Annotated in this window: 15 protein-coding genes; 11 read left to right on the top strand and 4 right to left on the bottom strand. The window is 69.6% G+C overall.

Annotation, left to right across the window (positions count from 1 at the left end; all coding sequences use genetic code 11):
* Positions 1–3: 3 nt before the first annotated feature.
* Positions 4–969 (top strand): amino acid ABC transporter substrate-binding protein, encoded by a 966-nt coding sequence (locus tag ACSQ3D_RS01085; protein WP_436125635.1) that lies wholly within the window; start codon positions 4–6, stop codon positions 967–969.
* Here ACSQ3D_RS01085 and ACSQ3D_RS01080 read toward each other — a convergent pair.
* Positions 938–3,361 carry a PAS-domain containing protein gene (locus tag ACSQ3D_RS01080; RefSeq protein ID WP_436125634.1) on the bottom strand — a complete coding sequence of 808 codons (2,424 nt, stop codon included), beginning with the start codon at positions 3,359–3,361 and terminating at the stop codon, positions 938–940. The two genes, ACSQ3D_RS01085 and ACSQ3D_RS01080, sit on opposite strands and share 32 nt — an antisense overlap.
* Positions 3,362–3,633: 272 nt before the next feature.
* Between ACSQ3D_RS01080 and ACSQ3D_RS01075 the strand changes: the two genes are divergently transcribed.
* Together ACSQ3D_RS01075 and ACSQ3D_RS01070 are read left to right on the top strand one after the other, a co-directional pair.
* Positions 3,634–4,530: a dienelactone hydrolase family protein gene (locus ACSQ3D_RS01075; RefSeq protein ID WP_056420683.1), complete on the top strand. Its 897-nt coding sequence runs from the start codon at positions 3,634–3,636 to the stop codon at positions 4,528–4,530.
* Positions 4,531–4,673: 143 nt separating this feature from the next.
* Complete coding sequence (locus tag ACSQ3D_RS01070; RefSeq protein WP_396502927.1) at positions 4,674–5,525, top strand: ZIP family metal transporter; 852 nt, start codon at positions 4,674–4,676, stop codon at positions 5,523–5,525.
* A gap of 316 nt (positions 5,526–5,841) precedes the next feature.
* Here ACSQ3D_RS01070 and ACSQ3D_RS01065 read toward each other — a convergent pair whose 3' ends face one another.
* Together ACSQ3D_RS01065 and ACSQ3D_RS01060 are read right to left on the bottom strand one after the other, a co-directional pair.
* The gene (locus tag ACSQ3D_RS01065; RefSeq protein WP_396502926.1) at positions 5,842–6,600 is read right to left on the bottom strand and encodes a LytR/AlgR family response regulator transcription factor; all 759 of its coding nucleotides are present in this window, start codon (positions 6,598–6,600) and stop codon (positions 5,842–5,844) included.
* On the bottom strand, positions 6,597–7,877 hold the full coding sequence (locus ACSQ3D_RS01060) for a sensor histidine kinase (RefSeq protein WP_436125633.1): 1,281 nt from the start codon (positions 7,875–7,877) through the stop codon (positions 6,597–6,599). The genes ACSQ3D_RS01065 and ACSQ3D_RS01060 overlap by 4 nt, the downstream gene beginning before the upstream one ends.
* 51 nt (positions 7,878–7,928) lie before the next feature.
* On the opposite strand from ACSQ3D_RS01060, the gene argH reads away from it, so the two are divergent.
* From argH to ACSQ3D_RS01045, 3 genes are all read left to right on the top strand, one after another.
* Positions 7,929–9,419 carry an argininosuccinate lyase gene (gene argH, locus ACSQ3D_RS01055; protein WP_436125632.1) on the top strand — a complete coding sequence of 497 codons (1,491 nt, stop codon included), beginning with the start codon at positions 7,929–7,931 and terminating at the stop codon, positions 9,417–9,419.
* A 49-nt stretch (positions 9,420–9,468) separates the two neighbouring features.
* Positions 9,469–10,461, top strand: coding sequence for a Bug family tripartite tricarboxylate transporter substrate binding protein (locus tag ACSQ3D_RS01050; RefSeq protein WP_436125631.1), 993 nt, complete (start codon positions 9,469–9,471; stop codon positions 10,459–10,461).
* Positions 10,462–10,542: 81 nt separating this feature from the next.
* Positions 10,543–11,982, top strand: coding sequence for a diguanylate cyclase domain-containing protein (locus ACSQ3D_RS01045; RefSeq protein WP_396502922.1), 1,440 nt, complete (start codon positions 10,543–10,545; stop codon positions 11,980–11,982).
* 218 nt (positions 11,983–12,200) lie between these two features.
* Here the strand turns inward: ACSQ3D_RS01045 and ACSQ3D_RS01040 are convergent, their stop codons facing one another.
* On the bottom strand, positions 12,201–14,327 hold the full coding sequence (locus tag ACSQ3D_RS01040; RefSeq protein WP_396502921.1) for a catalase: 2,127 nt from the start codon (positions 14,325–14,327) through the stop codon (positions 12,201–12,203).
* Positions 14,328–14,550: 223 nt separating this feature from the next.
* On the opposite strand from ACSQ3D_RS01040, the gene ACSQ3D_RS01035 reads away from it, so the two are divergent.
* The 5 genes from ACSQ3D_RS01035 to ACSQ3D_RS01015 all read left to right on the top strand — a co-directional run bounded on the left by ACSQ3D_RS01035 (position 14,551) and on the right by ACSQ3D_RS01015 (position 26,135).
* Entirely contained in the window at positions 14,551–20,547 is a 5,997-nt protein-coding gene (locus ACSQ3D_RS01035) for an MG2 domain-containing protein (RefSeq protein WP_436126162.1), read from the top strand.
* Positions 20,548–20,554: 7 nt separating this feature from the next.
* A complete protein-coding gene (locus tag ACSQ3D_RS01030; protein WP_436125630.1) occupies positions 20,555–20,719 on the top strand; it encodes a hypothetical protein in 165 nt (54 codons plus the stop codon).
* 2 nt (positions 20,720–20,721) lie between these two features.
* Complete coding sequence (locus ACSQ3D_RS01025) at positions 20,722–21,168, top strand: SRPBCC domain-containing protein (protein ID WP_436125629.1); 447 nt, start codon at positions 20,722–20,724, stop codon at positions 21,166–21,168.
* Positions 21,169–21,228: 60 nt separating this feature from the next.
* Positions 21,229–23,598, top strand: coding sequence for a penicillin-binding protein 1C (pbpC, locus tag ACSQ3D_RS01020; RefSeq protein WP_436125628.1), 2,370 nt, complete (start codon positions 21,229–21,231; stop codon positions 23,596–23,598).
* Positions 23,599–23,849: 251 nt separating this feature from the next.
* Positions 23,850–26,135: a diguanylate cyclase domain-containing protein gene (locus ACSQ3D_RS01015; RefSeq protein ID WP_436125627.1), complete on the top strand. Its 2,286-nt coding sequence runs from the start codon at positions 23,850–23,852 to the stop codon at positions 26,133–26,135.
* The last annotated feature ends 1 nt before the right edge of the window (position 26,136 follow it).

The raw sequence follows: 26,136 nt of genomic DNA, 5'->3' as shown, positions 1-26,136 counted from the left end.
ACCATGCGCCACTTCGTTCCCGGCCTGCGGCAGCCGCTGAGACCCGCAGCGCTCTGCGCCGCGCTGACTATGGCCTGGGCCGGCTGTGCTGCCCAGGCCCAGCCTGCCGCGGGCGTAGTGGCAGGGGGTTCCACGGCACCACAGGCCCCAGGCCGCGCGCTTGATCGCATCCGCACCACCGGCACGGTGGTCATCGGGCACCGCGAGTCGTCCGTGCCCATGTCGTACGTGGCCCATGGCACGCCCATGGGGTACAGCGTGGACGTGTGCCTGCAGGTCGCGCAGGCGCTGGGCCGCCACCTCAAGCTGCCCGCGCCGCGGGTGGCCTACCGCCTGGTCACGTCGGGCAACCGGTTTGACGCCATCGAGAAGGGTGAGGTGGACCTGGAGTGCGGCTCCACCACCAACACCGCCGCGCGGCGCCAGCGCGTGGCCTTCACCATCGCGCACTTCATCGCCTCGTCGCGCATCGTGGTGCAAAGCGGCAAGCCGTATTCGCGCATCGAAGACCTCGATGGCAAGACGCTGGCGTCCACCCTGGGCACGACCAACATCGACTCCCTGGCGCGCGAGGCCGCGGCCAAATCGGTGCGGGTCAAGATCGAGCCCGCCAAGGACCATGCCGAAGGCTTTGGCTGGGTGGTCGATGGCAAGGTCGAAGGCTTTGCGATGGACGACGTGCTGCTGTTCGGCCTGCGCGCCAGCCACAGCCGGCCGGAGGACCTGAAAGTCATCGGCAAGCCCATGACCATCGAGCCCTACGCCATCGCGTTCGAGCGCGGCAACCCCGAACTCAAGGCCGTGGTGGATGCCGAACTGCGCCGGCTCATCCAGGGGCGCGAGCTGCACCGCCTGTACGACAAGTGGTTCACCGCGCCCATCCCGCCCCACGGGCTGAACCTGCACATGCGCATGCCGCACCTGCTGGTGGATTCGCTCAAGTACCCGTCGGACTTTGTGCCGCAGTGAGTGCGGCGGGGGGCGGCGCGAACACCTCGAACCGGTTGCGTCCCGCGCGCTTGGCGCGGTAGAGCGCGGCGTCGGCGGCCTGCACCAGGGTGTCCGAGCCTGCATCGGGCTGGGGCACCACGCTGGCCACGCCGAGGCTCAGCGTGAGCATGGCGGCCGTGGGCGAGCGCGGATGGGGCAGGGCGGCGGCGCGCAGGCTGTCCATGCAGCGCTGGGCCACGGTGGTGGCATCGGGCAGCAGCGTGTCGGGCAACAGCAGCACGAACTCCTCGCCGCCATAGCGCGCGGCCACCTCGTCGGCCCGGCGGATGGTGGCCTGCAGCAGCTGCGCCACGCGGCGCAGGCACTCGTCGCCCGCGATGTGGCCGTAGTGGTCGTTGTAGAGCTTGAAGTGGTCGATGTCGATCAGCACCACCGCCAGTGGCGACCGGTGGCGGCCGCACCGCAGCCATTCGGTGGCCAGCCGCTCGTCGAAGCGGCGCCGGTTGCCGATGCCGGTGACGCCGTCGGTGGTGGACAGCAGGGCCAGCTTTTCGTTGGCGGCCGCCAGCTCCTGTTCCTTGCGCACGAGCTGGGTCACCTCGGTGCGCACGCCGGCGATGCCGCCCTGCGGCGTGCGCCGCTCATCGGCCTGCAGCCAGCGGCCCTCTGGCAGGCGCTGCAGCACCGCGTGGTTGGCGGCGCGGTGGTCGGCCACGCGCTGTGCGATCCAGGCCTCCTCGTTGCCCACGGCGTCCAGGTACTGGCCGCGCTCTGCGCCGTAGCGCGCAATCTGCTCAAAGGTGGTGCCGGGCACGATCACCGGGGCGGAGATGGGGTAGAGCTTGCGGTACTGGGCGTTGCACACCACGAGCTTGTCGTCCGCGTCGAACAGGGCAAAGCCCTCGGGCAGCGATTCGACCGCGTCCTGCAGCAGTTCGCGCGCAGAGTGCGCGGCCTCTTGCGCGGCCTCCAGCGCCTGGCGCTGCTCGATCAGGTCGGTGATATCCAGGCGCACCGCCACCACATAGTTCTCGGGTGTGCGGGTCTCGTAGATGTTGATCCAGCGGCCGTCGGCCAGCCGCTGCACCAGCGTGGAGGTGCGGCTGCCGTGCTCCGACAGGCGCTCTGCGATCCAGGCCTCTTCGCGGCCGTGCGCCGACGGGATCAAGCCCCGGTCCACCGAGTGCCGCAGGATGTCGGCAAAGTGGCTGCCCAGGTGCTGCGCGTAGTTCATGTGCGGGTACATGCGCGACAGCTGCTGGTTGTACAGCACCAGCCGGTCCTGCTCGTCGAAGATCTCGATGCTGACCGGCAGAGCCTCGACGGCACGCTCCAGCAGTTGCCGGATGCGCAGGCTCTCCTGGCGGGCGGCCTCGGCCACCTGGCGCTGCTCGATCAGGTCGGTGATGTTGAGGCGCACGCACACCGTCATGCCCGATGGCGTGCGGCTTTCGTGCATGTGCATCCACGCGCCCCCGGGGTAATGGCGCACCTCGGGGCCGGGGCGGTGGCCGCGGATCGCCAGCTCGTGCGCCAGCCACAGCTCTTCCTGCCCCGCGGCCTCTTCGGGGATGCCGTGGCGCAGGCCTTCGCGCAGCAGCTCTTCGTAGGTGCGGCCCAGCATGGCCTGCACCGGCACCTGCGGGCGCAGGCGGGCCATGTGCTCGTTGCACAGCACCAGCCGGTCGTTCTCGTCGTAGATCTCCAGGCCCGCGGGCATCGCATCCACCGCTTCGCGCAGGCTGCGCTCGGCGCGTTCAGCGTGCTGCAGCGCTTGCTTGAGTGCGCGCTCCTTGTGCACGATGTCGGTGATGTCGCTGCGCAGCACGACCACGCCGCCGCCGTCCAGCGTGCGCTCGGTCAGCTGCATCCAGCGGTCGCCGCGCACCTCCTGCACTTCGGGCCCGGTGGGTGCGCGGTGGCGCGCCAGGCGGCGGGCCAGCCACGCCTCGACGTCCGGCACGGCATCCATGATCTGGCCCGAGCTGGCGGCGCGGCGCAAGGCATCTTCGAAGCGGGTGCCATAGGCCAGCGGCATGTCGGTGCCCGGCGCCACCTCGCGGTAGCGCGCGTTGCACAGCACCAGGCGGTCGTCCGCGTCGTAGATGGCCAGCCCGTCGGGCAGGATGTCGAGCGTGGCCAGCAACTGCGCGCTGGCCCGCTGGGCTGCCTGCAGCGCAGCATCGGCATCCGCCTGCAGCCGCTGCGTGCGCCGCGCCAGGCGCCAGTGCAGGCCAGCGATCACCAGCAGCAGCAGGCCGGCCACGACGAACGCGGCCAGGACGGGCGTTGTCAGGGTGTGGCTGGCCAGCGCCCAGGCCAGCAGGCCCAGCCCCATGGCGAGGCACACACCGCACACTGCGGCCACCAGGGGTGCCACAGGTTCTTCGCGCGGTGGGGCAGCGGTCATGGTCGGTGGCTCCCAGGTTGGCGGACGCAGGGCGGGGCACGGGTGCCGATGGGGCCGCTGTCTGGGTGCTGGTGTGCACCTGCATGGTGCGACTGGGCGGGCGGACCGGTCAATCCCTGGACAGGTTCGCAGAAAGTCCGGGGCCTGTCATCCATTAATTCCCCCAGAGTTCCGACGTGCGCTGCAGGCGTTGCATAAAGCCCCTAGACTGCGGGGCCGTTCCTGAGAACAGGCTACTTTTGTCCGTCCATCCTTCTTTCCTGGAGAAACCGATGCTCACTGAAGACCTCCATTCCGACGCCAAGGCCCTGTTGCCCGGCCGGTCCACCGAGTCCGGCGCCACCCGCCGCACCGCGCTGCAGGCCGCGCTGGGCCTGGGCTACGCCGCGGCGGCGGCGCCCATCATGGCGCAGACGGCCATCGCCACGCCCAGCGACGGCCTCACGGCCGGCGAGGTGAGCTTCACGGTCAACGGCTTCAAGGTGCCGGCCTACCGCGCCGCCCCCGCGGGCAAGACGGGCCTGCCGGTGATCCTGGTGATCCAGGAGATCTTCGGCGTGCACGAATACATCGCCGACACCTGCCGCCGCTTTGCCAAGGCGGGCTACCTGGCCATCGCGCCGCAGCTGTATGCGCGCCAGGGCGACCCATCGCAGTACACCGACGTGGCCAAGCTCATGGCCGAAGTCGTCTCCAAGGTGCCTGATGCCCAGGTGATGGCCGACCTGGATGGCGCCGTGGCGTGGGCCACGGCCAACGGCGGCGACGGTGCGCGCGTGGGCATCACCGGCTTTTGCTGGGGTGGCCGCATCACCTGGCTGTACGCAGCCCACGGCCCGGTGAAGGCCGGCGTGGCCTGGTATGGCCGCCTCGTGGGCCAGGCGAGCGAACTCACCCCCAAACACCCGGTGGACATTGCCCCCATCCTCAAGGCCCCGGTGCTGGGCCTGTACGGCGAAAAAGACACCGGCATCCCACTTGACACGGTTGATAAGATGAAAGCTGCCCTGGCCGGTGGTTCACCGCAAGCCAAGGCCTCGGAGTTCGTGGTGTACCCTGACGCGCCCCACGCCTTCCATGCCGACTACCGCCCCAGCTACCGCAAGGAAGCGGCCGAGGACGGCTGGAAGCGGGCGCTGGCCTGGTTCGGCAAAAACGGCGTGGTGTGACCGCCCGGAGTCTGCGAAGGCTCCCAGGTCCACCTGCCGCAGCAGAAGCCGCCCCGAGGGGCGGCTTTTTTTACCCCTGCGGCGGGCCACGGACATTTGAAAGAAAATACGCGCTGGCGCTGATCCATAAAGCACAAGAAGCTATGACTTTGGTAGCAATCATCCTGGCCACGTTGGCCGCAGGCATTGGCAGCGTGTGGCTGGCCGCGTTGTTGATGCGGCTGGGCCTGGGCGGGCGTTCGGACAGCGTGGGGCCCCAGCACCTGCTGAGCCTGGCGGCCGGCGCGCTGCTGGCCACGGCCTTCATGCATTTGCTGCCCGAGGCGTTCGAGAGCCAGGCGGGCGCGCACGACCTGTTCGCCACCTTGTTGGTGGGCGTGGTGTTTTTCTTTCTGCTCGACAAGGCCGAACTCTGGCACCACGGGCACGAGCACAGCCACGGCGCCCACGCCGCCGTGCCTGCGCACCAGCATGGCGGCGCCGAAGCTGCGCACGCGCACGACCACGCGCACCACGACCACCATCACCACCACCATGGCCCGCGCTCGGGCGGCTGGGCCGTGCTGACGGGCGACAGCGTGCATTGCTTTGGCGACGGCATCCTCATCGCATCAGCCTTCCTGGCCGACATCCGCCTGGGCGTGATCGCCGCCGTGTCGGTGCTGGCGCACGAGGTGCCGCACCACATGGGCGACCTGGTGGTGCTGCGCCAGACCAGCCCCAACCGGCGCATGGCGCTGGTCAAGGTGTCCCTGGCAGGCGCGGTGACGGCGCTGGGCGGCGTGGTCGGCTACTTTCTGGTTGGGCAGCTGCAGGACCTGCTGCCGTACTTTCTGGCCGTAGCCTCCAGCAGCTTTGTCTACGTGGCCTTGGCCGACCTGATCCCGCAACTGCAAAAGCGCCTGACCGCGCGCGAAACCGTGGCGCAGATCGCCTGGCTGATCGCGGGCATGGTCATCGTCACGCTGGTGAGCGGCGCGGCGCACGCGCACTGAGGCGGATGCGGGCAGCGCAGCCAGCTGCATGTCCACCGTTGTCGATTTGCTATGATATTTATAGCTTCTGGCGCAATGCAGGCAAGCGGTAGGGGCCAATTTATCTAAAATTTGGCTTCTGCACACCTGCGGAATACGTCTGACAAGCCGCGGCAGGCGTCCATCGGGGGCGGCACACAGCTCCGTGGCAGTGCCGACAGGGCCCCGTTCCACGCTACTGGCGTGCTCCCATGCCAGTGGCACCGTGGATCTGGCTCTGCCAGTCCACCGGTGGCGTCCCCGTTGGGGGAAGTCGCGCAGCGACCCAGGGGGCTTCTTACCTCGCCAGCTCTTCCCGCACCGCCGCCACCTGCCGGCGCGATACCGCGAGCAGTTCGGTCGACCCCTGCAGCCGCACCGCCCAGCCTTCGCCTTCCTCCGGGTCGTAGTGCTTTTCCAGCGCGCGCACGGCGCGGCGGGCCACCAGGGCGTTGCGGTGGATGCGCATGAAGCGGGGCGCGAACTTGGTCTCCAGCTCGCTCAGCGCGCCGTCCATGATGTAGCTGCGCGTGGCGGTGCGCACGGTCACGTACTTCTGCTCGGCCTTGAAGTACAGCACCTCGGCCAGGGGCAGGCGCTCGGTGCGGCCGCGGTCCTGGATCAGCAGGGTTTCACCGTCCGGCGCGCTGGGTGCGGCGGCCGCGGCGGACGAGCGGGTGCTGCGCTGCACCTTGGCCAGCGCCTGCTGCAGGCGTTCACGGCGCACGGGCTTGGTGAGGTAGTCCACCGCGTCCAGCTCGAAGGCGCTCACCGCGTGGTCCATGTGGGCGGTCACGAACACCACGGCCGGGGGGTGGGGCAGCGCCTGCAGCGCATGCGCGAGCGACAGGCCGTCCTGCCCGGGCATGTGGATGTCCAGCAGCACCACGTCGAAGGCCCGCCCGCCCGTGGGCCCCAGCTGGGCCATGGCCTCGCCGGCATTGGCAGCCTCGGCCACGGTCATGCGCGGGGTGGGCGTGCCTTCCGCGCAGTCGGACAGCAAGGTGCGCAGCCGGCTGCGGGCCAGGGTTTCGTCGTCAACGATGAGGATGTTCATGGGCGGTCGTCGGTGGGCAAGGGGGCATCGGCAGGGGTGGGCACGGCGCCGCGCCGGGGTGTTGGTGGCGTGCCCCGGCCTGCGCTGCGGTGGCGGCCCCGGTCACGCTGACGGCCCCGGTCGTCGGTGCGCGGGTCGCGGTGCTTGTTGTCTTCGGGGGCGGGCAGGGTGATGCGCACCTGGTACAGGCCGTCCTGAACCCCTGCGGTGAACTCACCCTGCACATCGTGCAGCAGGGCCAGCCGGGCGCGCACGTTGGCCAAGGCGATGCCGTGCCCCTTGGTGCTGATGGGCTCGTCGCCCTTGCCGCCCCGGCCTTCCTTGGGTGGCAGGGTGTTGGTGATGCGCACCACCACGCGGCTGCCGCGCAGCTCGGTCAGCACGCGCAGCCGGCCGCCGCGCGCGCTGGGCTCCACGCCGTGCTTGACGGCGTTTTCCACCAGCGGCTGCAGCAGCAGCGGCGGCAGCCGCGCGCCGTCGGTGCGCGGGTCCAGGCTCCACTGCACCTGCAGCCGCGTGCCAAAGCGCACTTCCTCGATCGCCAGGTAGCGCCGCGCCAGGGTGATCTCCTCGGCCAGCGCGACCGATTCGCCTTGCTCGATGAGCGCGTGGCGAAACAGGTCCGACAGGTCTTCCAGCAGCGACTCCGCCTTGGCGGGTTCTTCGCGCACCAGGGCGATGGCGCTGTTGAGGGTGTTGAACAGGAAGTGCGGGCGAATGCGCGACTGCAGCTCGGTCAGGCGGGCCGTGGTGGCCGCGGGGGTGCGGCCGCGCGCCCGCAGCACCAGTGCCGCCACCAGAATGGCCGCCAGCAGGGCCCCCGTGGCAGCGCTCGCCATCCAGGGGGGCGCCGTGGTCTGCGACACCAGGGTGAGCATGGCGCAGGCGTACGCCCCGGCCAGGGCCCCCAGCAGCACGCCAGCGGCATACTGCAGCGCGGTGGACAGGCGCTGCAGCAGTGTCTTCAGGCTGCAGGCCGTGACCAGCCACACCAGGGTGGCCGGCAAGGCGCCACCGGTCAGCAGCGCCAGCGTGGCCAGCCACTCCGCCGGGGAGCGCGCGCCGTACATCGCGCCCACGCCCACCACCAGTTCCACGAACAGCACGGCCCGCAGCACTACGCCCACATGGCAGGCGTCAAACACCAGCGCGCGCCGCGGTGGCGCCAGGCCGCCGCGTGCCTGTCCGGGTGCGGGGCGCAGGCCCCGCGCAGCACCGTTCAGCGGGTCGGAATCCGGTGGGGGAGGCGGGGTCGATAAAATTTGCGTGTTTTGCATTGCGGCATCCGGGCAGTCCGGGTGTCTGAACCTCCGGATTATTGCCCTCCTATGTCCAAAGCCCAAGCCACCAGCGCCACGCCGTCTGCGCCGTCCCACAACCAGCTCGACACCAAGGCACAGGCCTGGTCGGCGCTGTTTTCCGAGCCTATGAGCGACCTGGTCAAGCGCTACACCTCCAGCGTGTTCTTCGACAAGCGCCTGTGGCAGGCCGACATCGCAGGCAGCCTGGCGCACGCCGAGATGCTGGCAGCGCAGGGCATCATCGGCGCTGAAGACCACGCCTCCATCCAGCGCGGCATGGCGCAGATCACCTCCGAGATCGAGTCCGGCGCGTTCGAGTGGAAGCTTGACCTGGAAGACGTGCACCTGAACATCGAAGCGCGCCTGACGCATCTGGTGGGCGACGCCGGCAAGCGCCTGCACACCGGCCGCAGCCGCAACGACCAGGTGGCCACCGACGTGCGCCTGTGGCTGCGTGGCGAGATCGACCTCATCGGCGACCTGCTGAAAGAACTGCAGGTGTCGCTGGTGGATGTGGCCGAGCAGAACGTCGAGGTGATCCTGCCCGGCTTCACCCACCTGCAGGTGGCCCAGCCGGTGAGCTTCGGCCACCACATGCTGGCCTATGTGGAAATGTTCGCGCGCGACGCCGAGCGCATGGCCGATGTGCGCCGCCGCACCAACGTGCTGCCGCTGGGCAGTGCGGCCCTGGCCGGCACCACCTACCCGCTGGACCGCGAGCGCGTGGCCAAGACGCTGGGCATGGTGGACGTGAACGGGTCCCCCGCGGTGTGCCAGAACAGCCTGGACGCAGTGAGCGACCGCGACTTCGCCATCGAATTCACCGCCGCCGCCAGCCTGTGCATGGTGCACGTGAGCCGCCTGTCCGAAGAGCTCATCATCTGGATGAGCCAGAACTTCGGCTTCATCAAGATCGCCGACCGCTTCACCACCGGCTCATCGATCATGCCGCAGAAGAAGAACCCCGACGTGCCCGAACTCGCGCGCGGCAAGACCGGCCGCGTGGTCGGCCACCTCATGGGCCTGATCACCCTGATGAAGGGCCAGCCCCTGGCCTACAACAAGGACAACCAGGAAGACAAGGAGCCGCTGTTCGACACGGTGGATACGCTCAAGGACACACTGCGCATCTTCGCCGAGATGGTCGGCGGCCAGCTGAACCCCGCCACGGGCGTCAAGGAAGGCGGCATCACCGTCAACCCGCAGGCCATGGAGCAGGCGGCACTCAAGGGCTATGCCACCGCCACCGACCTGGCCGACTACCTGGTCAAGAAGGGCCTGCCTTTCCGCGATGCGCACGAGACCGTGGCCCACGCCGTGAAGGCGGCCCAGTCGCACGCCTGCGATCTGTCCGAGCTGCCATTGACGGTGCTGCAGGGTTTCCACCCGCAGATCGAGAAGGACGTGTACGAGGTGCTCAGCCTGCGTGGCTCGCTGAACGCACGCAACACGCTGGGCGGAACTGCGCCGGCCCAGGTCCGGACTCAGGTGGCCCGCCACCGCGCCCGCCTGGCTTGATTTTTGCGGCTCAGTGATACCCCAACACCTTCGACCCTGGAGTTCTGCCATGACGACGACTTCCCGCCGCAGCCTGCTGTCCCGCCTTTTGCGCACCGGCGCGCTGGCCGGCGTGGCCCTGACCATGGGGCTGGCCTGTGCCCAGACACCCAAGCCGATCCGTCTGCTGGTGGGCTTTCCGCCCGGCGGCGGCACCGACGCCATTGCGCGCACGCTGGCCGAGAAGCTCAAGGACGAGCTGGGCCAGCCCGTGGTGGTGGAAAACCGCCCCGGCGCGGGCGGCCAGATCGCCGCGCAGGCGCTCAAGTCTGCGGCACCGGACGGCACCACGCTGTTCCTCACGCACGACCACACCATCTCGATCCTGCCCCAGGTGGTGAAGAACCCGGGCTTCGACCCGGCGCGCGACTTCGTGCCCGTGGGCGGCTTCGCCACCTTCGTGAACGCGTTCGCGGTGTCGGGCGGCACGCCGGCCAAGTCGTTCACCGAGTACGTGGCGTGGGTCAAGGCCAGCGGCGGCGGCAAGGGCGCGGTGGGCATCCCGGCGCCTGCGTCCACGCCCGAATTCCTGGTCAAGCTGCTGGGCCAGAAGTACCAGATCGACCTGGTCTCGGCACCCTACCGCGGCAGCGCGCCCATGATGGCCGACATGCTGGGCAACCAGATCGGCGCGGGCGTGGCCTCGGTGCAGGACTTCATCGAGAACCACAAGGCCGGCAAGGTGCGCGTGGTGGGCGTGCTGGGCACCAGGCGCCAGGCCGCCATGCCCGATGTGCCCACGTTCGACGAAATGGGCCTCAAGGGCTTCGAAGACCTGCCGTACTACGGCATCTACGCGCCTGCGGGCACGCCGCAGAAGTTCATCGCCGACTTCTCGGCCGCGCTGGCCAAGGTCGTGGCCATGCCCGACGTGCGCGACCACCTCACCGCCATGGGCCTCACCGTGGGCCACATGACGCCGCAGCAGCTGGGCGCGCGTGAAAAAGCCTACACCGAGGCCTGGACGCGCATCATCAAGACCAGCGGCTTCGTCGCGCAGTAAGCCGGCGCTGCACGCCCGACTTCCAGCACCTGCCGGGCCGAGGCCCGGCCCACTTCACTGCGCCCTGCCGCCACCGCTCCCATGCACCAGCGCCACCTGCCCGCCAACTGGATCCACCACCGCCGGCTGCCGCTGGTTGCCGGGCTCTGCAGCGGCGCGCTGGCCGCGCTGCTCGCCTGGGTGGTGATCGACATCGCGCACACCAAGGCGCGCACCGAGATTGCCGCGCAGGCGCAAAGCCACCTGCTGCAGATCCGCGACCGGCTGGACCGACAGCTGCAAAGCACGCTGTCGGTGCCCGAGACGGTGGCCGCCTTCGTGTCCGCACAGGGCGGCATGTCGCCCGAGATCTTCTCGACGGTGGTGGGGCGCCTGCTGGAGCACCAGCGCAACATCCGCAACCTGGCGCTCGCGCCGGACAACGTCATCAGCGACATCTACCCGCGCCTGGGCAACGAGCGGGCGCTGGGCCTGCACTACCTGGACAACCCGCAGCAGCGCAACGCGGTGGAGCGGGCCATCCAGACGCGCCGCACGGTCGTGGCCGGCCCCATACCGCTGGTGCAGGGCGGCCTGGGCATCGTGAGCCGCACGCCGGTGTTCCTGGCCACCCCGCCCGGCAAGACGCCGGTGGGCGGGCCGCGCTACTGGGGCATCGTGTCGCTCACCGTCAACGCCGACACGCTGTTCGCGGACGTGGGCCTCAACTCCGAGCAGATGGGCTTTCAGGTGGCCGCCCGCGGGCTGGACGCCATGGGTGCGCAGGGCGCGGTGTTCGTGGGCCGCCCGCAGCTTTTTGACGAATCTCCGGCCACGCTCGACATTCCCCTGCCAGGCGGCGGCAGCTGGATATTGGGCGCCGTGCCTGCAGGCGGCTGGAAGGCCGCCGGCCAGGCGCCCGCGCTGATCGTGATGCTGTCGTATGTGTTCGCGGTGGTGGTGGGCCTGCTCAGCGCCCGGCTGGTGCGCGCGCACCAGCAGGTGCTGGCCCTGGCCACGCACGACCGGCTCACCGGCCTGCCCAACCGCCGGTTGTTCGAAGACCGCCTGTCCCAGGCGGTGCTGGCCGCACACCGCGACCACCGCGCGGGCGCCTTGCTGCTGCTGGACCTGGACGGGTTCAAGGCCGTCAACGATGAGCGGGGCCATGCCAGCGGCGACCAGGTGCTGGCGCGCGTGGCGCAGCGCCTCACCAGCCTCACCCGCGCCAGCGACACGGCCGCGCGGCTGGGCGGGGACGAGTTTGCCCTGGTGCTCAACGCTGTGGAATCCCCCGAGGCCGCGATGGCGACCGCGCATGCGGTGCTCGCCGCGTTGCTGACGCCCATGGGGCTGGACAACGGCCAGCATGTGCTCATTGGCGCCAGTGTCGGCGTGGCGCTGTTCCCGCAGGGCGATGCTGTCGAAGGCATTCCCGCACTGATGGACCGCGCCGACCGTGCGCTCTACGTCAGCAAGCGCAATGGCAAGGGGCTGGCAAGCCTGGCCGATGCGCCGGGCCTGCCCGGGGCCGCCGCATAGGCTTGACGAAGAGCCTGAACGAGGAGCTTGAACGAGGAGATTGAACGAGGAGATTGAACGAGGAGCCGGGCCAGGGCGATGACGGATGGGGTCAGCAGGGCCCTGAATGCCGGCCCCACCGCCACGGCCTGCACCGGCCTGAACATCGTCCAGGCCGGGGTAGATGGCTGGCCAGCATCAGCGCTGCTTGGCGCTCTGCTGGCTGGCCCGCCCTTGGCTCAGGCCAGGTTGCGCAGCTTGGGCTCGCGGGCCCACTGGCGGGTCTGTGCCGCGGCGATGAAGCCCTGCACATTGGCCGGGTCCACCACACCGGCATCGGGCTCGATGCCGGCAGCGCTCAGCAGCGCTTGCGACCCCTTGCCGGCAGCGATGGCTTTGAGGTGGCCGAACGCGTCACGGAACCAGTCCACCGCCGCTGCTTCGCGCGACAGCTGCTCGCCCATTTCCGACGTCAACACCGACACCACCGCATCGAACACCGTGGATGGAGTGCCCGCCAGCTGCCCATGGGCCGCCAGCTGCGTGCCGTCGCGCAGCTTGGCGCCGCCCACGCGGGGCGACACGATCTTGACGGTGGCACCCACCTTCTCGAGCGCCTTGCGCAGCGTGGTCACCGTGTCGCCGTTGGAGCCATCGGCCACCAGGATGCCGATGCAGCGGCCCTGCAGCGTGGGCTTCATGCGGTCGATGATGCGCAGCTGCGGGGACAGCGGCAGGTCACGCACCGGCTCGGCGGCGGACGGGGCCGCCGGCACCTGCGGCAAGCCCAGGCCTGCGGCCACGCGCTCTGCCAGGGCTGGATCCACATGCACCAAGTGGCCGACGACGGCCTCGCGGACATGGGGCGTGCCGACTTTGGACAGCTCGAACACCAGGGCCGACGCGATGTGCGACTGCTCCAGCGGGCTCTGGCTGCGAAAGAACATGCGCGCCTGGCTGTAGTGGTCGGCAAAGCTCTCGGGGCGGATGCGGCCCTTGCCCTGGCCCTTGCCATCGTCCACCTGCGCGAAGTGCCTGAAGCCCTGCGCCTGCGATGCGCGCGGCGTGTCCGGCTGCAGGCTGCTCGGCTCGTAGCTCACGCGGCCCTTGGGCACCTGCATCTGCATCTGGCCGTCGCGCTGCATGTTGTGGAAGGGGCACTTGGGCGCATTGATCGGGATCTGCGCAAAGTTGGGCCCGCCCAGGCGCGACAGCTGCGTGTCCAGGTACGAGAACAGCCGGCCCTGCAGCAGCGGGTCGTTGCTGAAGTCGATGCCTGGCGGCACATTCGCGGGGCAGAAAGCCACCTGCTCGGTTTCGGCGAAGAAGTTGTCGGGCCAGCGGTTGAGCACCATGCGGCCGATGACCTGCAGCGGCACCAGTTCTTCGGGCACGAGCTTGGTCGGGTCCAGGTGGTCGAAGGGGAAGTTCTCCGCCTCTTCCTCCGTGAACAGCTGCACGGCCAGCTCCCATTCGGGGAAGTCGCCCGCCTCGATGGACTCGAACAGGTCGCGGCGGTGAAAGTCGTTGTCGGCGGCCTGCAGCTTCAGCGCCTCGTCCCACACGGTGGACTGGATGCCCAGCTTGGGCCGCCAGTGGAACTTCACGAAGGTGCTGTCGCCGTCCGCATTCACCAGCCGGAAGCTGTGCACGCCAAAGCCCTCCATCATGCGCAGGCTGCGCGGCAGGGTGCGGTCGCTCATGGCCCACATCACCATGTGCAGCGTTTCTGGCATCAGCGAGACGAAGTCCCAGAACGTGTCGTGCGCGCTGCCCGCCTGCGGGAAGCCGCGGTCGGGCTCCATCTTCACGGCGTGCACGAGGTCGGGGAACTTCATCGCGTCCTGGATGAAGAACACCGGAATGTTGTTGCCCACCAGGTCCCAGTTGCCTTCGGGCGTGTAGAACTTGACGGCAAAGCCGCGCACGTCGCGCGGGGTGTCCACCGAGCCTGCGCCGCCTGCCACGGTGGAAAAGCGCGTGAACACGGGCGTCTGCACGCCCACTTCCGTCAGCACGCGGGCCGTGGTGACGTCGCGCAGTGAATGGGTCAGCTCGAAAAACCCATGGGCGCCAGAGCCGCGGGCGTGCACGATGCGCTCGGGGATGCGTTCGTGGTCGAAGTGCGTGATCTTCTCGCGCAGTATGAAGTCTTCCAGCAGCGTGGGGCCGCGGGGAGAGGGGCGCAGGGAGTTCTGGTTGTCTGCCACCGGAATGCCCTGCTGCGTGGTCAGCACCGGGTGCTTGCCCCCGGCTTGCTGTTGCAGTTCACCTGCGTTGCCGCGGTAGGTGTCGGACTGTGTGGACGACGGGTGGTTGGACGGCGATCTCTTGGTCGCGTTGCGCGACGTGGGGGCTCGTGCCATGGGTGCGCTCCTGGTGGATGTTGAAAGACGGGACAAACTTCGATCATTGGGCGTGATGGCGGTGGCGGAGGTAGGACGCGGCCCTATGGCCCCGTCGTCGCCGGCAGCGAAATGGCTGTTCGGGCGAATACGTAAGCGCTTGCAACGCGACACCGGCGGTAGTGTTGTTTTGTTACGCTTGCCGGTTCTTCGGAGAGGGGACAGCGTGAACGCTCACAAATGGATGTTGGCTGCCGGTTTGACACTGGCCGCATGGGGTGCACAGGCCCTGCAGATCACCAGCTTTTCGCCCCAGGGCGAGGTGGCCAAGGTGCGCCAAGTAGTGGCCAAGTTCGATGCGGCAGCGGTCAACTTCGGCGATCCCAAGGCCCCCGCACCCATCGGCCTGAGCTGCAGCGACGCTGCCGCCACCAAGGGCACCGGCCGCTGGACGGGCGAGCGCGAATGGGTGTTCGACTTCGAGCGCGACCTGCCGCCCGGCGTGCGCTGCACTGCCACCGTCAAGCCGGGCTTCAAATCGGCCGCTGGCGTTGAACTGGCGGGCGCCAAGAGCTATCAATTCAATAGCGGCGGGCCGTTCGTGCAGAACATCCGCCCCGGCACCTACCAGGACATCGACGAAGAGCAGTTCTTCGTGCTGCAGTTCAATGGGCCCGCCACCACCGCCAGCGTCCAGGCCAATGTGTGGTGCACGGCCGAGGGCATGGGCGAGCGCATCCCCGTTCGCATGATCGACGGTGCCCAGCGCGCGGAAATCCTCAAGGCGCTGAGCCTGGACAAAAACGCCGCCCAGGAGCCGCTGCAGTACGCCACGCTGACCTGCAACCGCCGGCTCACCTCGGGCTCGCGCATGCAGATCGTGTTCGGCAAGGGCGTCGCCACGCCCAGCGGTGTGGCCAACACCGTGGAAAAACGCTTCGACTACAAGGTTCGCGAGCCGTTCTCTGCCGAATTCAGCTGCGAGCGCGAGAACGCCCAGGCCGCCTGCCTGCCGATCCGCCCCATGATGCTGTCGTTCAACGCGCCCGTGCCGCGCAAGCTGGCGTCGGCCATCCGCCTGAAGTCGGCGAAGGAAACGCTCAAGCCGCAGGCCGCGACCGACAAGGAAGAGCAGCAGGCCGACGCGCTGGTGACCAGCGTGCAGTTCGACGCCCCGCTGGCCGAGAACACGGCCTTCACCATCGAGTTGCCCAAGGACTTCAAGGACGCCTCGGGCCGCGCGCTGACCAATGCCGACAGCTTCCCGCTCAAGGTCGCCACGGGCGGCATGCCGCCGCTGGCCAAGTTTGCCGCCGCGTCGTTCGGCGTGGTGGAGCGTTTTGCCGAAGGCCCCGCATCCGACAACCCGCCCGCCCTGCTGCCGGTGACGCTGCGCAACGTGGAAGCCGCCTTGCGGGTGCAGGGCCTGCAGCCCGGCACCCCGGGTGCGGCAGCGCCCGCCGGCAAGGTGAGCACCTTCAAGCCCGGCACCGACGCCGACATCATCGCGTGGTTCCGCAAGGTCCGGCGGTACGACAACTACACGGTGGAGCGCAAGCAGGCGCGCCAGGACGTGACCGGCCCGCTGCCCAAGGTGCTGGACAACGACCGCGAGTACGTGCAGACCCGCATGGTCTCGCTGCTGGCGGGCAAGGGCGGCGTGAAGACGCTGGACCTGCCCAAGCCGGCCAGCACCGATGCCCGTCCGTTCGAGGTGGTGGGCATTCCGCTGTCGCCCGGATTCCACGTGGTGGAGATCGCATCGCAAAAGCTCGGCGCATCGCTGCTGGACGACCGCCACGGCGATGCCCGCACGATGTACGTGCGCACCTCCGCACTGGTGACCAATCTGGGCGTGCACTTCAAGCTGGGCCGCGAGAACGCCATGGCCTGGGTGACCACGCTCGACAAGGGCCAGCCGGTGGAGGGCGCCAAGGTGCGCGTGTCCGACTGCCGCGGCAACGAAGTGGCCACGGGCGTCACCGACGCGCAGGGCCTGGCCCGGCTCGAAGGCGTGTCGACCGACTCCCCCACCTGCGGTGAATCCGGCGGATACGGCGAAGGCGACCGCAGCCGCGGCTACTTCGTGAGCGCGCGCCACAAGGGCGCCGACGCGGTCGAGGACATGGCCTTCACCTGGAGCGACTGGCAGCGCGGCATCGAGCCCTGGCGCTTCAACGTGCCCACCAGCACCTCGAACGAGCCGGACGAACGCGCCCACACCATCTTCGACCGCACCCTGTTCCGGGCCGGCGAGACGGTGTCGATGAAGCACCTGCTGCGCACCGAGACCCGCAAGGGCTTCGGCGTGCCGCCCGCAGGCCCGGACACCCTGGTGATCACCCACGTGGGCAGCGGCCAGCAGTTCACCCAGCCCCTGGCATGGCGCACGACGCCCAGCGGCGGCCTGAGCGCGCAGAACACCTTTGCCGTGCCACCCGCCGCCAAGCTGGGCCTGTACCAGGTCGAGCTGCGCAATCAGTCCAACAACGGCCGCAGCTTCAGCTCGGGCGAGTTCCGGGTCGAGGAATTCCGTCTGCCGGTGCTGGAAGGCCGCATCGCGCCCGCCGACAAGAACGCGCTGGTGCGTGTGCGGTCCGTGCCCACGGACGTGCAGATCAACTACGTGGCCGGCGGCGGCGCCGCCAACCTGCCGGTGCGCGTGTCCGCCATGGTGCGCGGCAAGACGCTGAACTACAGCGACTACGACGCCTTCAGCTTCACCCCCCCGCGCAAGCGCGAGCAGTCGAATGCCAACAGCGACGACGAGGAAGCCACGGCCAGCCAGGATGCGCGCGTGATCGCCGACAAGCTGCCGCTCACCCTCAACAAGGACGGCGCGGGCAAGGTCACCATCGACAACGTGCCGCAGGCGCGCCAGCCGCAGGAGCTGGTGATGGAAGCCACCTACGCCGACCCCAACGGCGAAGTGCAGACCATCCGCAGCACGCAGGCCCTGTGGCCCGCCGGCGTGGTGGCCGGCATCAAGACCGAAGGCTGGGTCTCTGCCCGCCAGAAGATCCGCTTCCAGGCGCTGGCGCTGCAGCACAACGGCAAGCCGGCCGCCGACACGTCGCTGCAGGTGCAGGCCGTGGCGCGCATCACCACCACCACGCGCAAGCGCATGGTGGGCGGCTTCTACAGCTACGACAATCAGACCGAGACCAAGGACCTGGGCACGCTGTGCAGCGGCAAGAGCGATGCCCGCGGCCTGCTGCTGTGCGAGTCCAAGCTCGATGAAGCCGGCGAGGTCGAACTGGTGGTCACGGCCACCGACAAGGACGGCAATGCCAGCGTGGCGGCGTCTTCGGTGTGGGTCACGCGCCAGGGCGAGCTCTGGTTCGGCGGCGAAGACCACGACCGCATCGACCTGCTGCCCGAAAAGAAGAGCTACCAGCCCGGCGAGACCGCCAAGTTCCAGGTGCGCATGCCGTTCCGCTACGCCACGGCGCTGGTGGCGGTGGAGCGCGAAGGCATCATCGACACGCAGGTGGTGCAGCTCAACGGCCAGGACCCCACGGTCAGCCTCAAGATCCAGCCCGAGTGGGGCCCCAACGTGTACGTGAGCGTGCTGGCCCTGCGCGGGCGGCTGCGCGAGGTGCCGTGGTACAGCTTCTTCACCTGGGGCTTCAAGTCGCCGCGCGAGTGGTGGACCTCGTTCTGGTACGAGGGCAAGGAATACCAGGCGCCCACCGCGCTGGTGGACCTGTCCAAGCCCGCGTTCCGCCTGGGCCTGGCCGAGATCCGCGTGGGCACCCAGGCCCACCAGATCGACGTGAAGGTCACGGCCGACAAGGAAAGCTATGCCGTGCGCGGCAAGGCGCAGGTCACCATCACCGCCACGCTGCCCGGCGGCAAGCCCGCGGCCAACGCCGAAGTGGCCGTGGCCGCGGTGGACCAGGCCCTGCTGGAGCTCATGCCCAACAACAGCTGGAACCTGCTCGAAGCCATGCTGCAGCGCCGCAGCTGGGGCGTGGAGACCTCCACCGCGCAGATGGAGATCATCGGGCGGCGCCATTACGGCAAGAAGGCCGTGCCCGCGGGCGGCGGCGGCGGCAAGGCGCAGACGCGCGAGCTGCTGGACACGCTGCTCCTGTGGCAGCCCGCCATCGTGCTGGACGCCAACGGCCAGGCCAAGGTGACGGTGCCGCTCAACGATGCGCTCACCACCTTCAAGATCGTCGCGGTGGCCGATGCGTCCACCGGACTGTTCGGCACCGGCAGCACCAGCATCCGCGCCACGCAGGACCTGCAGATCATCAGCGGCCTGCCGCCGCTGGTGCGCGAGGACGACCAGTTTCGCGCCCAGCTCACGCTGCGCAACACGACCAAGGCGGCGATGAAGGTCGAGGTGGCCCCGCGCGCCACGCTGCTGGACTTGAAGCCCCAGACGGTGGACATCCCCGCCGGCGAGGCGCGCGAGGTGGCGTGGACCGTCACCGCGCCCGCGCAACTGGCGCAGACCCGCTCGCAGGCCATCCTGTGGGAGATCGAGGCCAAGGACACGGTCAGCGGCGCGCACGACGCGCTCAAGGCCAGCCAGAAGCTCATCCCGGCTGTGCCGCTCACGGTGCAGCAGGCCACGCTGGTGCAGGTGGACGGCAGCTTCAACCTGGACGTGAACCCGCCCGCCGATGCGTTGCCCGGCCGCGGCGGCCTCAAGATGTCGCTGCAGCCCAAGCTGGCCGAAGGCCTGCCGGGCGTGCGCGACTGGTGGGCCCGCTACCCGTTCGCCTGCCTGGAGCAAAAAACCAGCAAGGCCGTGGGCCTGCGCGACGGCGCGATGTGGCAGACGGTGATGGCGCAGCTGCCCACCTACCTGGACAGCGACGGCCTGGCCAACTACTTCCCGCCGCGCGACGGTGACGCCAACCGCGGCAGCGACACCCTGACCGCCTACGTGCTGGCCGCCACGCACGAGGCCGCGGCCGTCAACCCGGCCTTCGCGCTGCCCGACGACGTGCGCGCACCCATGGAGCGCGGCCTGATCGCCTTCATCGAAGGCCGCATCGAACGCAGCTTCTGGAGCCCGCGCAAGGACCTGGACATGCGCAAGCTCGCCGCCATCGAGGCGCTGTCCCGCTACGGCAAGGCGCAGGGCCGCATGGTCAGCAGCATCACCGTCGCGCCCAACCAGTGGCCCACGCACTCCGTGATCGACTGGGTGAACATCTTGAAACGCGTGGCCGATGTGCCCGAGCGCGACAAGCGCCTGGCCGAGGCCATGCAGATCCTGCGGGCGCGCCTGTCGTTCCAGGGCACCAAGCTCATCTTCAGCACCGAGCAGGACGACTACTGGTGGTGGCTGATGCAAAACGGCGACGTGAACACCGCCCGCCTGATGCTGGCCGTGATGGACGACCCGACCTGGAAGGACGACATGGGCCGCCTGGCCAACGGCTTCATCAGCCGACAGCAGGCGGGCGCGTGGCACACCACCACGGCCAACCTGTGGGGCGGGCTGGCGCTGGAAAAATTCAGCGCCAAGTTCGAGGCCACACCGGTGTCCGGCACGACCAAGGCCGCCATGGGCGCCAACAACGCCGCCGTGGACTGGAGCAAGGTCGAGCGCGTGAAGACCACCGACCTCACAGGTGCCGCGCACCAGACCACCTGGTTCGGCGCGCCTGCATCGCCGGGCAACCTGAAGAACAACGGCATGTTCCTGCCCTGGACCTCAGCTGCTGGCAAGGCGGGTGGCAAGGAGCAACTGGCCGTCACGCACCAGGGCCCCGGCAAGCCATGGCTCACGCTGCAGTCCGTGGCCGCCATCCAGCTGAAGGCACCCTTCGCTGCGGGGTACAGCATCACCAAGACGGTGACCCCCGTGGAGCAGGCCAACAAGGCGCTGCCGCCCGGCCAGTACACGCGCGGCGACGTGCTGCGCGTGACGCTGGAGGTGAATGCCAGCGCCGACATGACCTGGGTGGCCATCACCGACCCGATCCCGGGCGGCGCCACCATCCTGGGCAGCGGGCTGGGCCGCGACTCGGCCATCGCCACGCAGGGCGAGAAGGCGCGCACCGGCCCCGGCTGGCCCGCATTCGAGGAGCGCAGCTTCGAGTCCTTCCGCAGCTACTACGAGTACCTGCCCAAGGGCACCGTCAAGATGGAGTACACCGTGCGCCTGAACAACGTGGGCGACTTCGCGCTGCCCCCGAGCCGGGTCGAGGCGATGTACGCGCCCGAGATGTTCGGCGAGTCGCCCAACGCCCGGGTGAAGGTGGAGCCCGGCAAGTAAGCTGTAATTGCTGCTGCTGCTGCTGCTGGGGGCAGGCCGCGTGCCTGCCCCGGCTGGCAAGGTGTCCGCCCAGCCGCAGCGCCGCGGCGGCCGGGCGGCACCTTCCGCGCCGGCCCGCAGCTTTGGCGACGCCGGCACAGCCGGCCACCACCCCGACCCCAAGGAGCCATGACCATGACCGATGCTTCCAGCCCCGCGCCGACACCCTCTGTGCTCACCGTCTCCGTCGAGGTCGGTTGCGACGCGCAGCGTGCGTGGCAGGCTTTTGTCAGCCCCACCGCCATCACGGCCTGGAACTTCGCCAGCCCCGAATGGTGCTGCCCCCGGGCCGAGAACGACCTGCGCGTGGGCGGCGCCTTCAGCTACCGCATGGAGGCCAAGGACGGTTCCATGGGCTTCGACTTTGCCGGCACGTTCACCGAGATCGTGCCGCACCGCCGCCTGCGCTATGCCCTGGGCGACAGCCGCGAGGTGGTCGTCGAGTTTGTCGACCTGCCCCAGGGCCGCACCGAGGTGCAGCAGTCCTTCACCCCGGATGCGACCTTCCCGCACGAACAGCAACGTGCGGGTTGGCAGGCCATTTTGGGCAACTACAAGAAGTTCGTGGAGCCGGGTGGTTGATGCGCATGGCGCAGACGTTCGCCTGCCCGCGGCCAGCCGTCGAGCCGCCGAGGCGTACCCATGCCCTGGCCTAGGGTCTGGTCCGGCACGCGGCCCGCGGCGGCGCTGCCTGCGGTGGCTGTGGCCTGTCTTTTGCTGGTCGGTGCGCCGCGGGCCCACGCCCTGCCGTCCTACGACGACGTGCGGGCCGACTTCAAGCCGTCCGACACCCTGATCCTCTCGCGCGAGGGCGAGGTGCTGCAGCGGCTGCGCACCGACCCGACCGTGCGGCGCGGCCAGTGGGTGGCCCTGGCCGATGTGTCGCCCGCGCTGCGCACGGCGCTGGTGCTGAGCGAAGACAAGCGCTTCTTCGAGCACAGCGGCGTGGACTGGCGCGCTGCGTCGGCCGCCGCCTGGGGCAACCTGTGGAACCAGCGCACGCGCGGTGCCAGCACCATCACCATGCAGCTGGCGGGCCTGCTCGACGGCGACTGGCGCCAGGGCCCTGGCGGGCGCACCGTGGTGCAAAAGCTCGGCCAGACGGTGGCGGCGCAGGTGCTGGACCGGCGCTGGCGCAAGGACCAGGTGCTGGAGGCGTACCTCAACCTCGTGCCGTTTCGCAGCGAGCTGGTGGGCATCGACGCCCTCAGCCGCACGCTGTTCGGCAAGGCCGCCCATGGCCTGGACGACCGCGAGGCCGCAGTGGCGGCCGCTCTGGTGCGGGCGCCCAACGCGCGCCCCGCGCTGGTGGCCCAGCGGGCCTGTGGCGTGCTGCGGGACATGCAGGCCCAGCCGCCGCCAAGAAAGCCGGCCACCACCGCGGGCGCCCCCGCCTCGCCAGCCCAGCCACCGCGTGTGGATTGCGATGCGCTCGACCTCTTCACCACCGCCGCGCTGCAGCGCCGCGCATTCGATGCCAGCGAGGGCGTGGCGCCGCACTTTGCGCGCTACCTGCTGCGCCAGCGCGACAAGGACGGTGCCGCACTGCCCGAGCGTGTGCAGAGCACGGTGCGCGCGCCGCTCCAACGCTTTGCCGTCAGCACCCTGCAGCAGCGCCTGCGCGAACTGCGGGGGCGCAACGTGGAAGACGGCGCGGTGCTGGTGCTCGACAACGCCACGGGTGCGGTGCTGGCATGGGTGGGCTCGTCGGGACAGCTGAGCCAGGCGAGCGAGGTCGATGGCGTGCTGGCGCTGCGCCAGCCGGGCTCCACGCTCAAACCCTTTTTGTACGGGCAGGCCATCGCGGAGCGGCGGCTCACGGCCGCGTCGCTGGTGGACGACTCGCCCGCCCACATCGCCACGGCGGGCGGGTTGTACATCCCGCAGAACTACGACCGGCAGTTCAAGGGCTGGGTGTCGGTGCGCACCGCGCTGGCCGCGTCGCTCAACGTGCCTGCGGTGCGCACGCTGGTCATGGTCACGCCCGATGCATTCCACCGGCAGCTGCGCGCCGTGGGCATGCCGCTGCGCGAGAGCGGCGACTATTTTGGCTACAGCCTGGCGCTGGGCAGCCCCGAGGTGCCCCTGGTGCACCTGACCAACGCGTTTCGCACGCTGGCCAACGGCGGGCGTGCCAGCGCCGTCGATGTGGCCGTGCCGGCCCGCATCCGGTCGCCCGTGTTCACCGCGGCGCTGGACCCGCGCGCCGCCTTCATCGTGGGCGACATCCTGTCCGACGGCAACGCCCGCGCGCGCACTTTCGGTACCGACAGCGTGCTGGCCACGCGCTTCTGGACGGCAGTGAAGACCGGCACCAGCAAGGACATGCGCGACAACTGGGCCGTGGGCTGGTCCGAGCGCTACACCGTCGGCGTGTGGGTGGGCAACGCCAGCGGCGCGGCCATGCACGACGTGAGCGGCACCAGCGGCGCGGCGCCCATCTGGGGCGCCGTGATGGGCTTTCTGCATGCGCGCGAGCCCAGCCGTGCGCCCAAGGCGCCCGCGGGCCTGCACAAGAGCGCGGTGCGGTTCGGCCCGGGGCCCGCCGCCGCGCTGGCAGACGGCCGCCAGCCGCTCGAGGCCGCCCGCGACGAATGGTTTCTGCAAGGCACCCAGCAACCCCTGTTTGCTATTGATTCGATAGCTGCTGGCGCTGATGGGGTCAGCGCCAAGGCCGTCAAGGATGCCAAAAATGCGGCGCGCAAGGTGCCGGATGCCCCGTCCGGCGCCCCGGCGCGCATCACCGCGCCGGCCGGCGGCACCATCATCGCGCTGGACCCGGACATCCCGCCCGCCCGCCAGCGCCTTCAGTTCACCGCCACCGGCGAGGGCCTGCTGTGGCGCATGGACGGCAAGCCCCTGGGCCAGGGCCCGCGCGTGGCCTGGCTGCCCTGGCCCGGCCGGCATGTGGTGCAGATCACCGACGCCAAGGGCGAGGTGCTCGACGAAATCCGCATCGAAGTGCGCGGCGCGGGTGTGGCATCCAAGCCGCCCCGGGGCGCTGCGAATTGACGGCACCCGGCGCGGCAGCTACGGTGTGACGGACCCGCGCAAGGCCGCTGCATATTGGCGGCGGCTTGGCGGGGCAGGGGGTGGTGTCAGAAGAGCATGCGGCCGCTTCGGCGGGATTCACAGGGCGACCGCGCCGGTGGCGCGGGGTCTGTCGGGTTGGTCCATGGGCAGGGCGGCAATGCCATGCACGGCCTGTCGGGATGTCAGCTTCCGGACAACGGCCCCCACTAGAATGGTTACCAAATATTTCTATGCCGTTCCTGCGCCAGTTCTTCTCCCACCGCCTCATCTGGTTGGCGCTGCTGTTGTCGCTGGGGATCGGGGCGTTGTTCGCCCGCACGATCTGGACGATCCGCACCGACGAGTGGAACTACGCCAGCCAGACCAACAGCAACCTGGTGCACACGCTGGAGCAGGGGCTGAGCTGGTCGCTCGACTCCATCGACAAGTCGCTGGAAGGCGTAGCCCGCGAAGTGGCCCGCAGCGACGTATGGGCCCTGCCGCCCGACCTGCGCAACCGCGTTATCTTTGACAACTCGCTGCGCGCGCGCGGCGCGGGCGACGTGTTCGTGCTGGATGCGTCGGGCGCCATCGTGCTCGACTCGGGCGCGAGCACGCTGCGCCGCGCCAACCTGGCAGACCGGGACTACTTCGTGGCCTTCGCCAAGGACGGGCACCAGGGGCTTTTCATCGGCAAACCGGTGCCTTCGCGCGTGACCGGGCTGAACGTGCTGCCCATGGCCCGGGCCTACCGCCACCCGGACGGCAGCTTCGCGGGCGTGGTGGTCGGGGCCGTGCGCCTGAGCTACTTCAACGAACTCTTCGGCTCGCTCGACCTGGGCGCCAACAGCGGCGTCAACCTGTTCCGCCAGGACGGCGTGGTGATCTCGCGCTTTCCATACGGCGAATCGGACGTGGGCAAGACGATCGCGGGCTCGCCCAACATGGAGCGCTTTCAGCGCGAGGGCAACGGTGTCTTCGTCGGCACGGCGGCGCTGGACGGTGTGGAGCGGCTGTATGCGTTCCGGCAGGTGGGCTCCTACCCGCTCATCATCAACGTGGCCCAGGCCGCCGACACGGTGCTGGCCAAGTGGTACCGCAGCGCGGCCGTGCTGGGCGGCTTTGCGCTGCTGCTCATGGTCGCCTGCGTGGCCCTGGCGGCCATGTTCGTGCGCGAGCTCACGCTGCGCCAGCGGGTGTCGGCCCAGTTGCACGAGGCCGAGCACCATTTGCGCACCATCCTCGACAACCTGCCGTCCGCCATCAGCTACTGGGACCGGGACCTGAACAACCTCTTTGCCAACCAGGTGTACTTCCAGTGGTTCGGGGTCATGCCCGGCCAGCTGCGCGGCCAGCACATCAGCCAGTTGCTGGGCCCGGATGTGTATGCGCAGAACCTGCCGTTCATGCAGCACGCGCTCGCCGGCCAGCCCCAGTTGTTCGAGCGGGCGCTGGTGGACACCCGCGGCCAGGTGCTTCATGCCCTGGTGTCCTACCTGCCCGACGAGGTCGACGGCCAGGTGCGCGGCTTCTTCGTGCAGGCCACCGACATCACCGAGCGCAAGCGCATGGAGGAAGAGCTCTTTGCCGAGAAGGAGCGTGTGCGCCTGAGCTTGCAGTCCATCGGTGACGCGGTCGTGTGCGCCGACGCGCAGGGCGCCGTCACCTACCTGAACCCGGTGGCCGAGCGCCTGACAGGCTGGCAGGCCTTCGACGCCGCGGGCCGCCGCATCGACGAGGTGGTGGTGCTGCGCAGCCCGCACAACGATGCCGTGCTGGCCAGCTCGCTGCTGGCCGCCATCCAGAGCGGCGAGGGCGCCGATTCGGTGCGTGGCGTGATCGTGCACCGTACCAGCGGCCAGCGCTTCCAGGTCGAGAAAACCGCTAGCCCCATCACCGACCGCCACGGCCAGGTCACCGGCGCCGTGGCCGTGCTGCGCGATGTGACCGACGCCGTGGTCATGGCCGAACGCATGGCCCACCTGGCCCAGTACGACGCGCTGACCGACCTGCCCAACCGCGTGCTGCTGCAGGACCGCGCCCAGATGGCCATCACCCAGGCGCGGCGCGACGGCAAATGCCTGGCCGTCATGTACCTGGACCTGGACGGCTTCAAGGCCGTGAACGACAGCCTGGGCCACGACGTGGGCGACCTGCTGCTGGTGCAGTTCGCCCAGCGCCTCAAGGCCGCCGTGCGCGCGTCCGACACCGTGTGCCGCCAGGGCGGCGACGAGTTCGTGGTGCTGCTGCCCGGCCTGGAGGGCGTGGAGCCCGCCTGCGGCGTGGCCCGCAAGATCCTCGGGTCCTGCGACGCCCCGTTCGAGCTGGCCGGCCGCGTGTTGCACATGGGGCTGAGCGGCGGCATCGCGCTGTACCCGCAGCACGGCGACACGTTCGACGCGCTCTCGCGCCACGCCGACAGCGCCATGTACGCCGCCAAGCGCGGCGGGCGCATGCGCTTCATGCTGTACCGCGGGCCGGACACCGATCCTGAAGTGGTGCAGGTGGACCCGGCGATGACCCCGCGTCCTTCATGAA

Source organism: Acidovorax sp. LjRoot117 (assembly GCF_964252695.1).
GTDB lineage: Bacteria > Pseudomonadota > Gammaproteobacteria > Burkholderiales > Burkholderiaceae_C > Acidovorax.
This window is presented reverse-complemented; position numbering and strand designations above follow the sequence as displayed.

Coding starts and splice junctions, on each gene's coding strand:
- ACSQ3D_RS01085 (WP_436125635.1), top strand. CDS start 4: ATGCGCCACTTCGTTCCCGGCCTGCGGCAGCCGCTGAGACCCGCAGCG.
- ACSQ3D_RS01080 (WP_436125634.1), bottom strand. CDS start 3,361: ATGACCGCTGCCCCACCGCGCGAAGAACCTGTGGCACCCCTGGTGGCC.
- ACSQ3D_RS01075 (WP_056420683.1), top strand. CDS start 3,634: ATGCTCACTGAAGACCTCCATTCCGACGCCAAGGCCCTGTTGCCCGGC.
- ACSQ3D_RS01070 (WP_396502927.1), top strand. CDS start 4,674: ATGACTTTGGTAGCAATCATCCTGGCCACGTTGGCCGCAGGCATTGGC.
- ACSQ3D_RS01065 (WP_396502926.1), bottom strand. CDS start 6,600: ATGAACATCCTCATCGTTGACGACGAAACCCTGGCCCGCAGCCGGCTG.
- ACSQ3D_RS01060 (WP_436125633.1), bottom strand. CDS start 7,877: ATGCAAAACACGCAAATTTTATCGACCCCGCCTCCCCCACCGGATTCC.
- argH (WP_436125632.1), top strand. CDS start 7,929: ATGTCCAAAGCCCAAGCCACCAGCGCCACGCCGTCTGCGCCGTCCCAC.
- ACSQ3D_RS01050 (WP_436125631.1), top strand. CDS start 9,469: ATGACGACGACTTCCCGCCGCAGCCTGCTGTCCCGCCTTTTGCGCACC.
- ACSQ3D_RS01045 (WP_396502922.1), top strand. CDS start 10,543: ATGCACCAGCGCCACCTGCCCGCCAACTGGATCCACCACCGCCGGCTG.
- ACSQ3D_RS01040 (WP_396502921.1), bottom strand. CDS start 14,327: ATGGCACGAGCCCCCACGTCGCGCAACGCGACCAAGAGATCGCCGTCC.
- ACSQ3D_RS01035 (WP_436126162.1), top strand. CDS start 14,551: ATGTTGGCTGCCGGTTTGACACTGGCCGCATGGGGTGCACAGGCCCTG.
- ACSQ3D_RS01025 (WP_436125629.1), top strand. CDS start 20,722: ATGACCGATGCTTCCAGCCCCGCGCCGACACCCTCTGTGCTCACCGTC.
- pbpC (WP_436125628.1), top strand. CDS start 21,229: ATGCCCTGGCCTAGGGTCTGGTCCGGCACGCGGCCCGCGGCGGCGCTG.
- ACSQ3D_RS01015 (WP_436125627.1), top strand. CDS start 23,850: ATGCCGTTCCTGCGCCAGTTCTTCTCCCACCGCCTCATCTGGTTGGCG.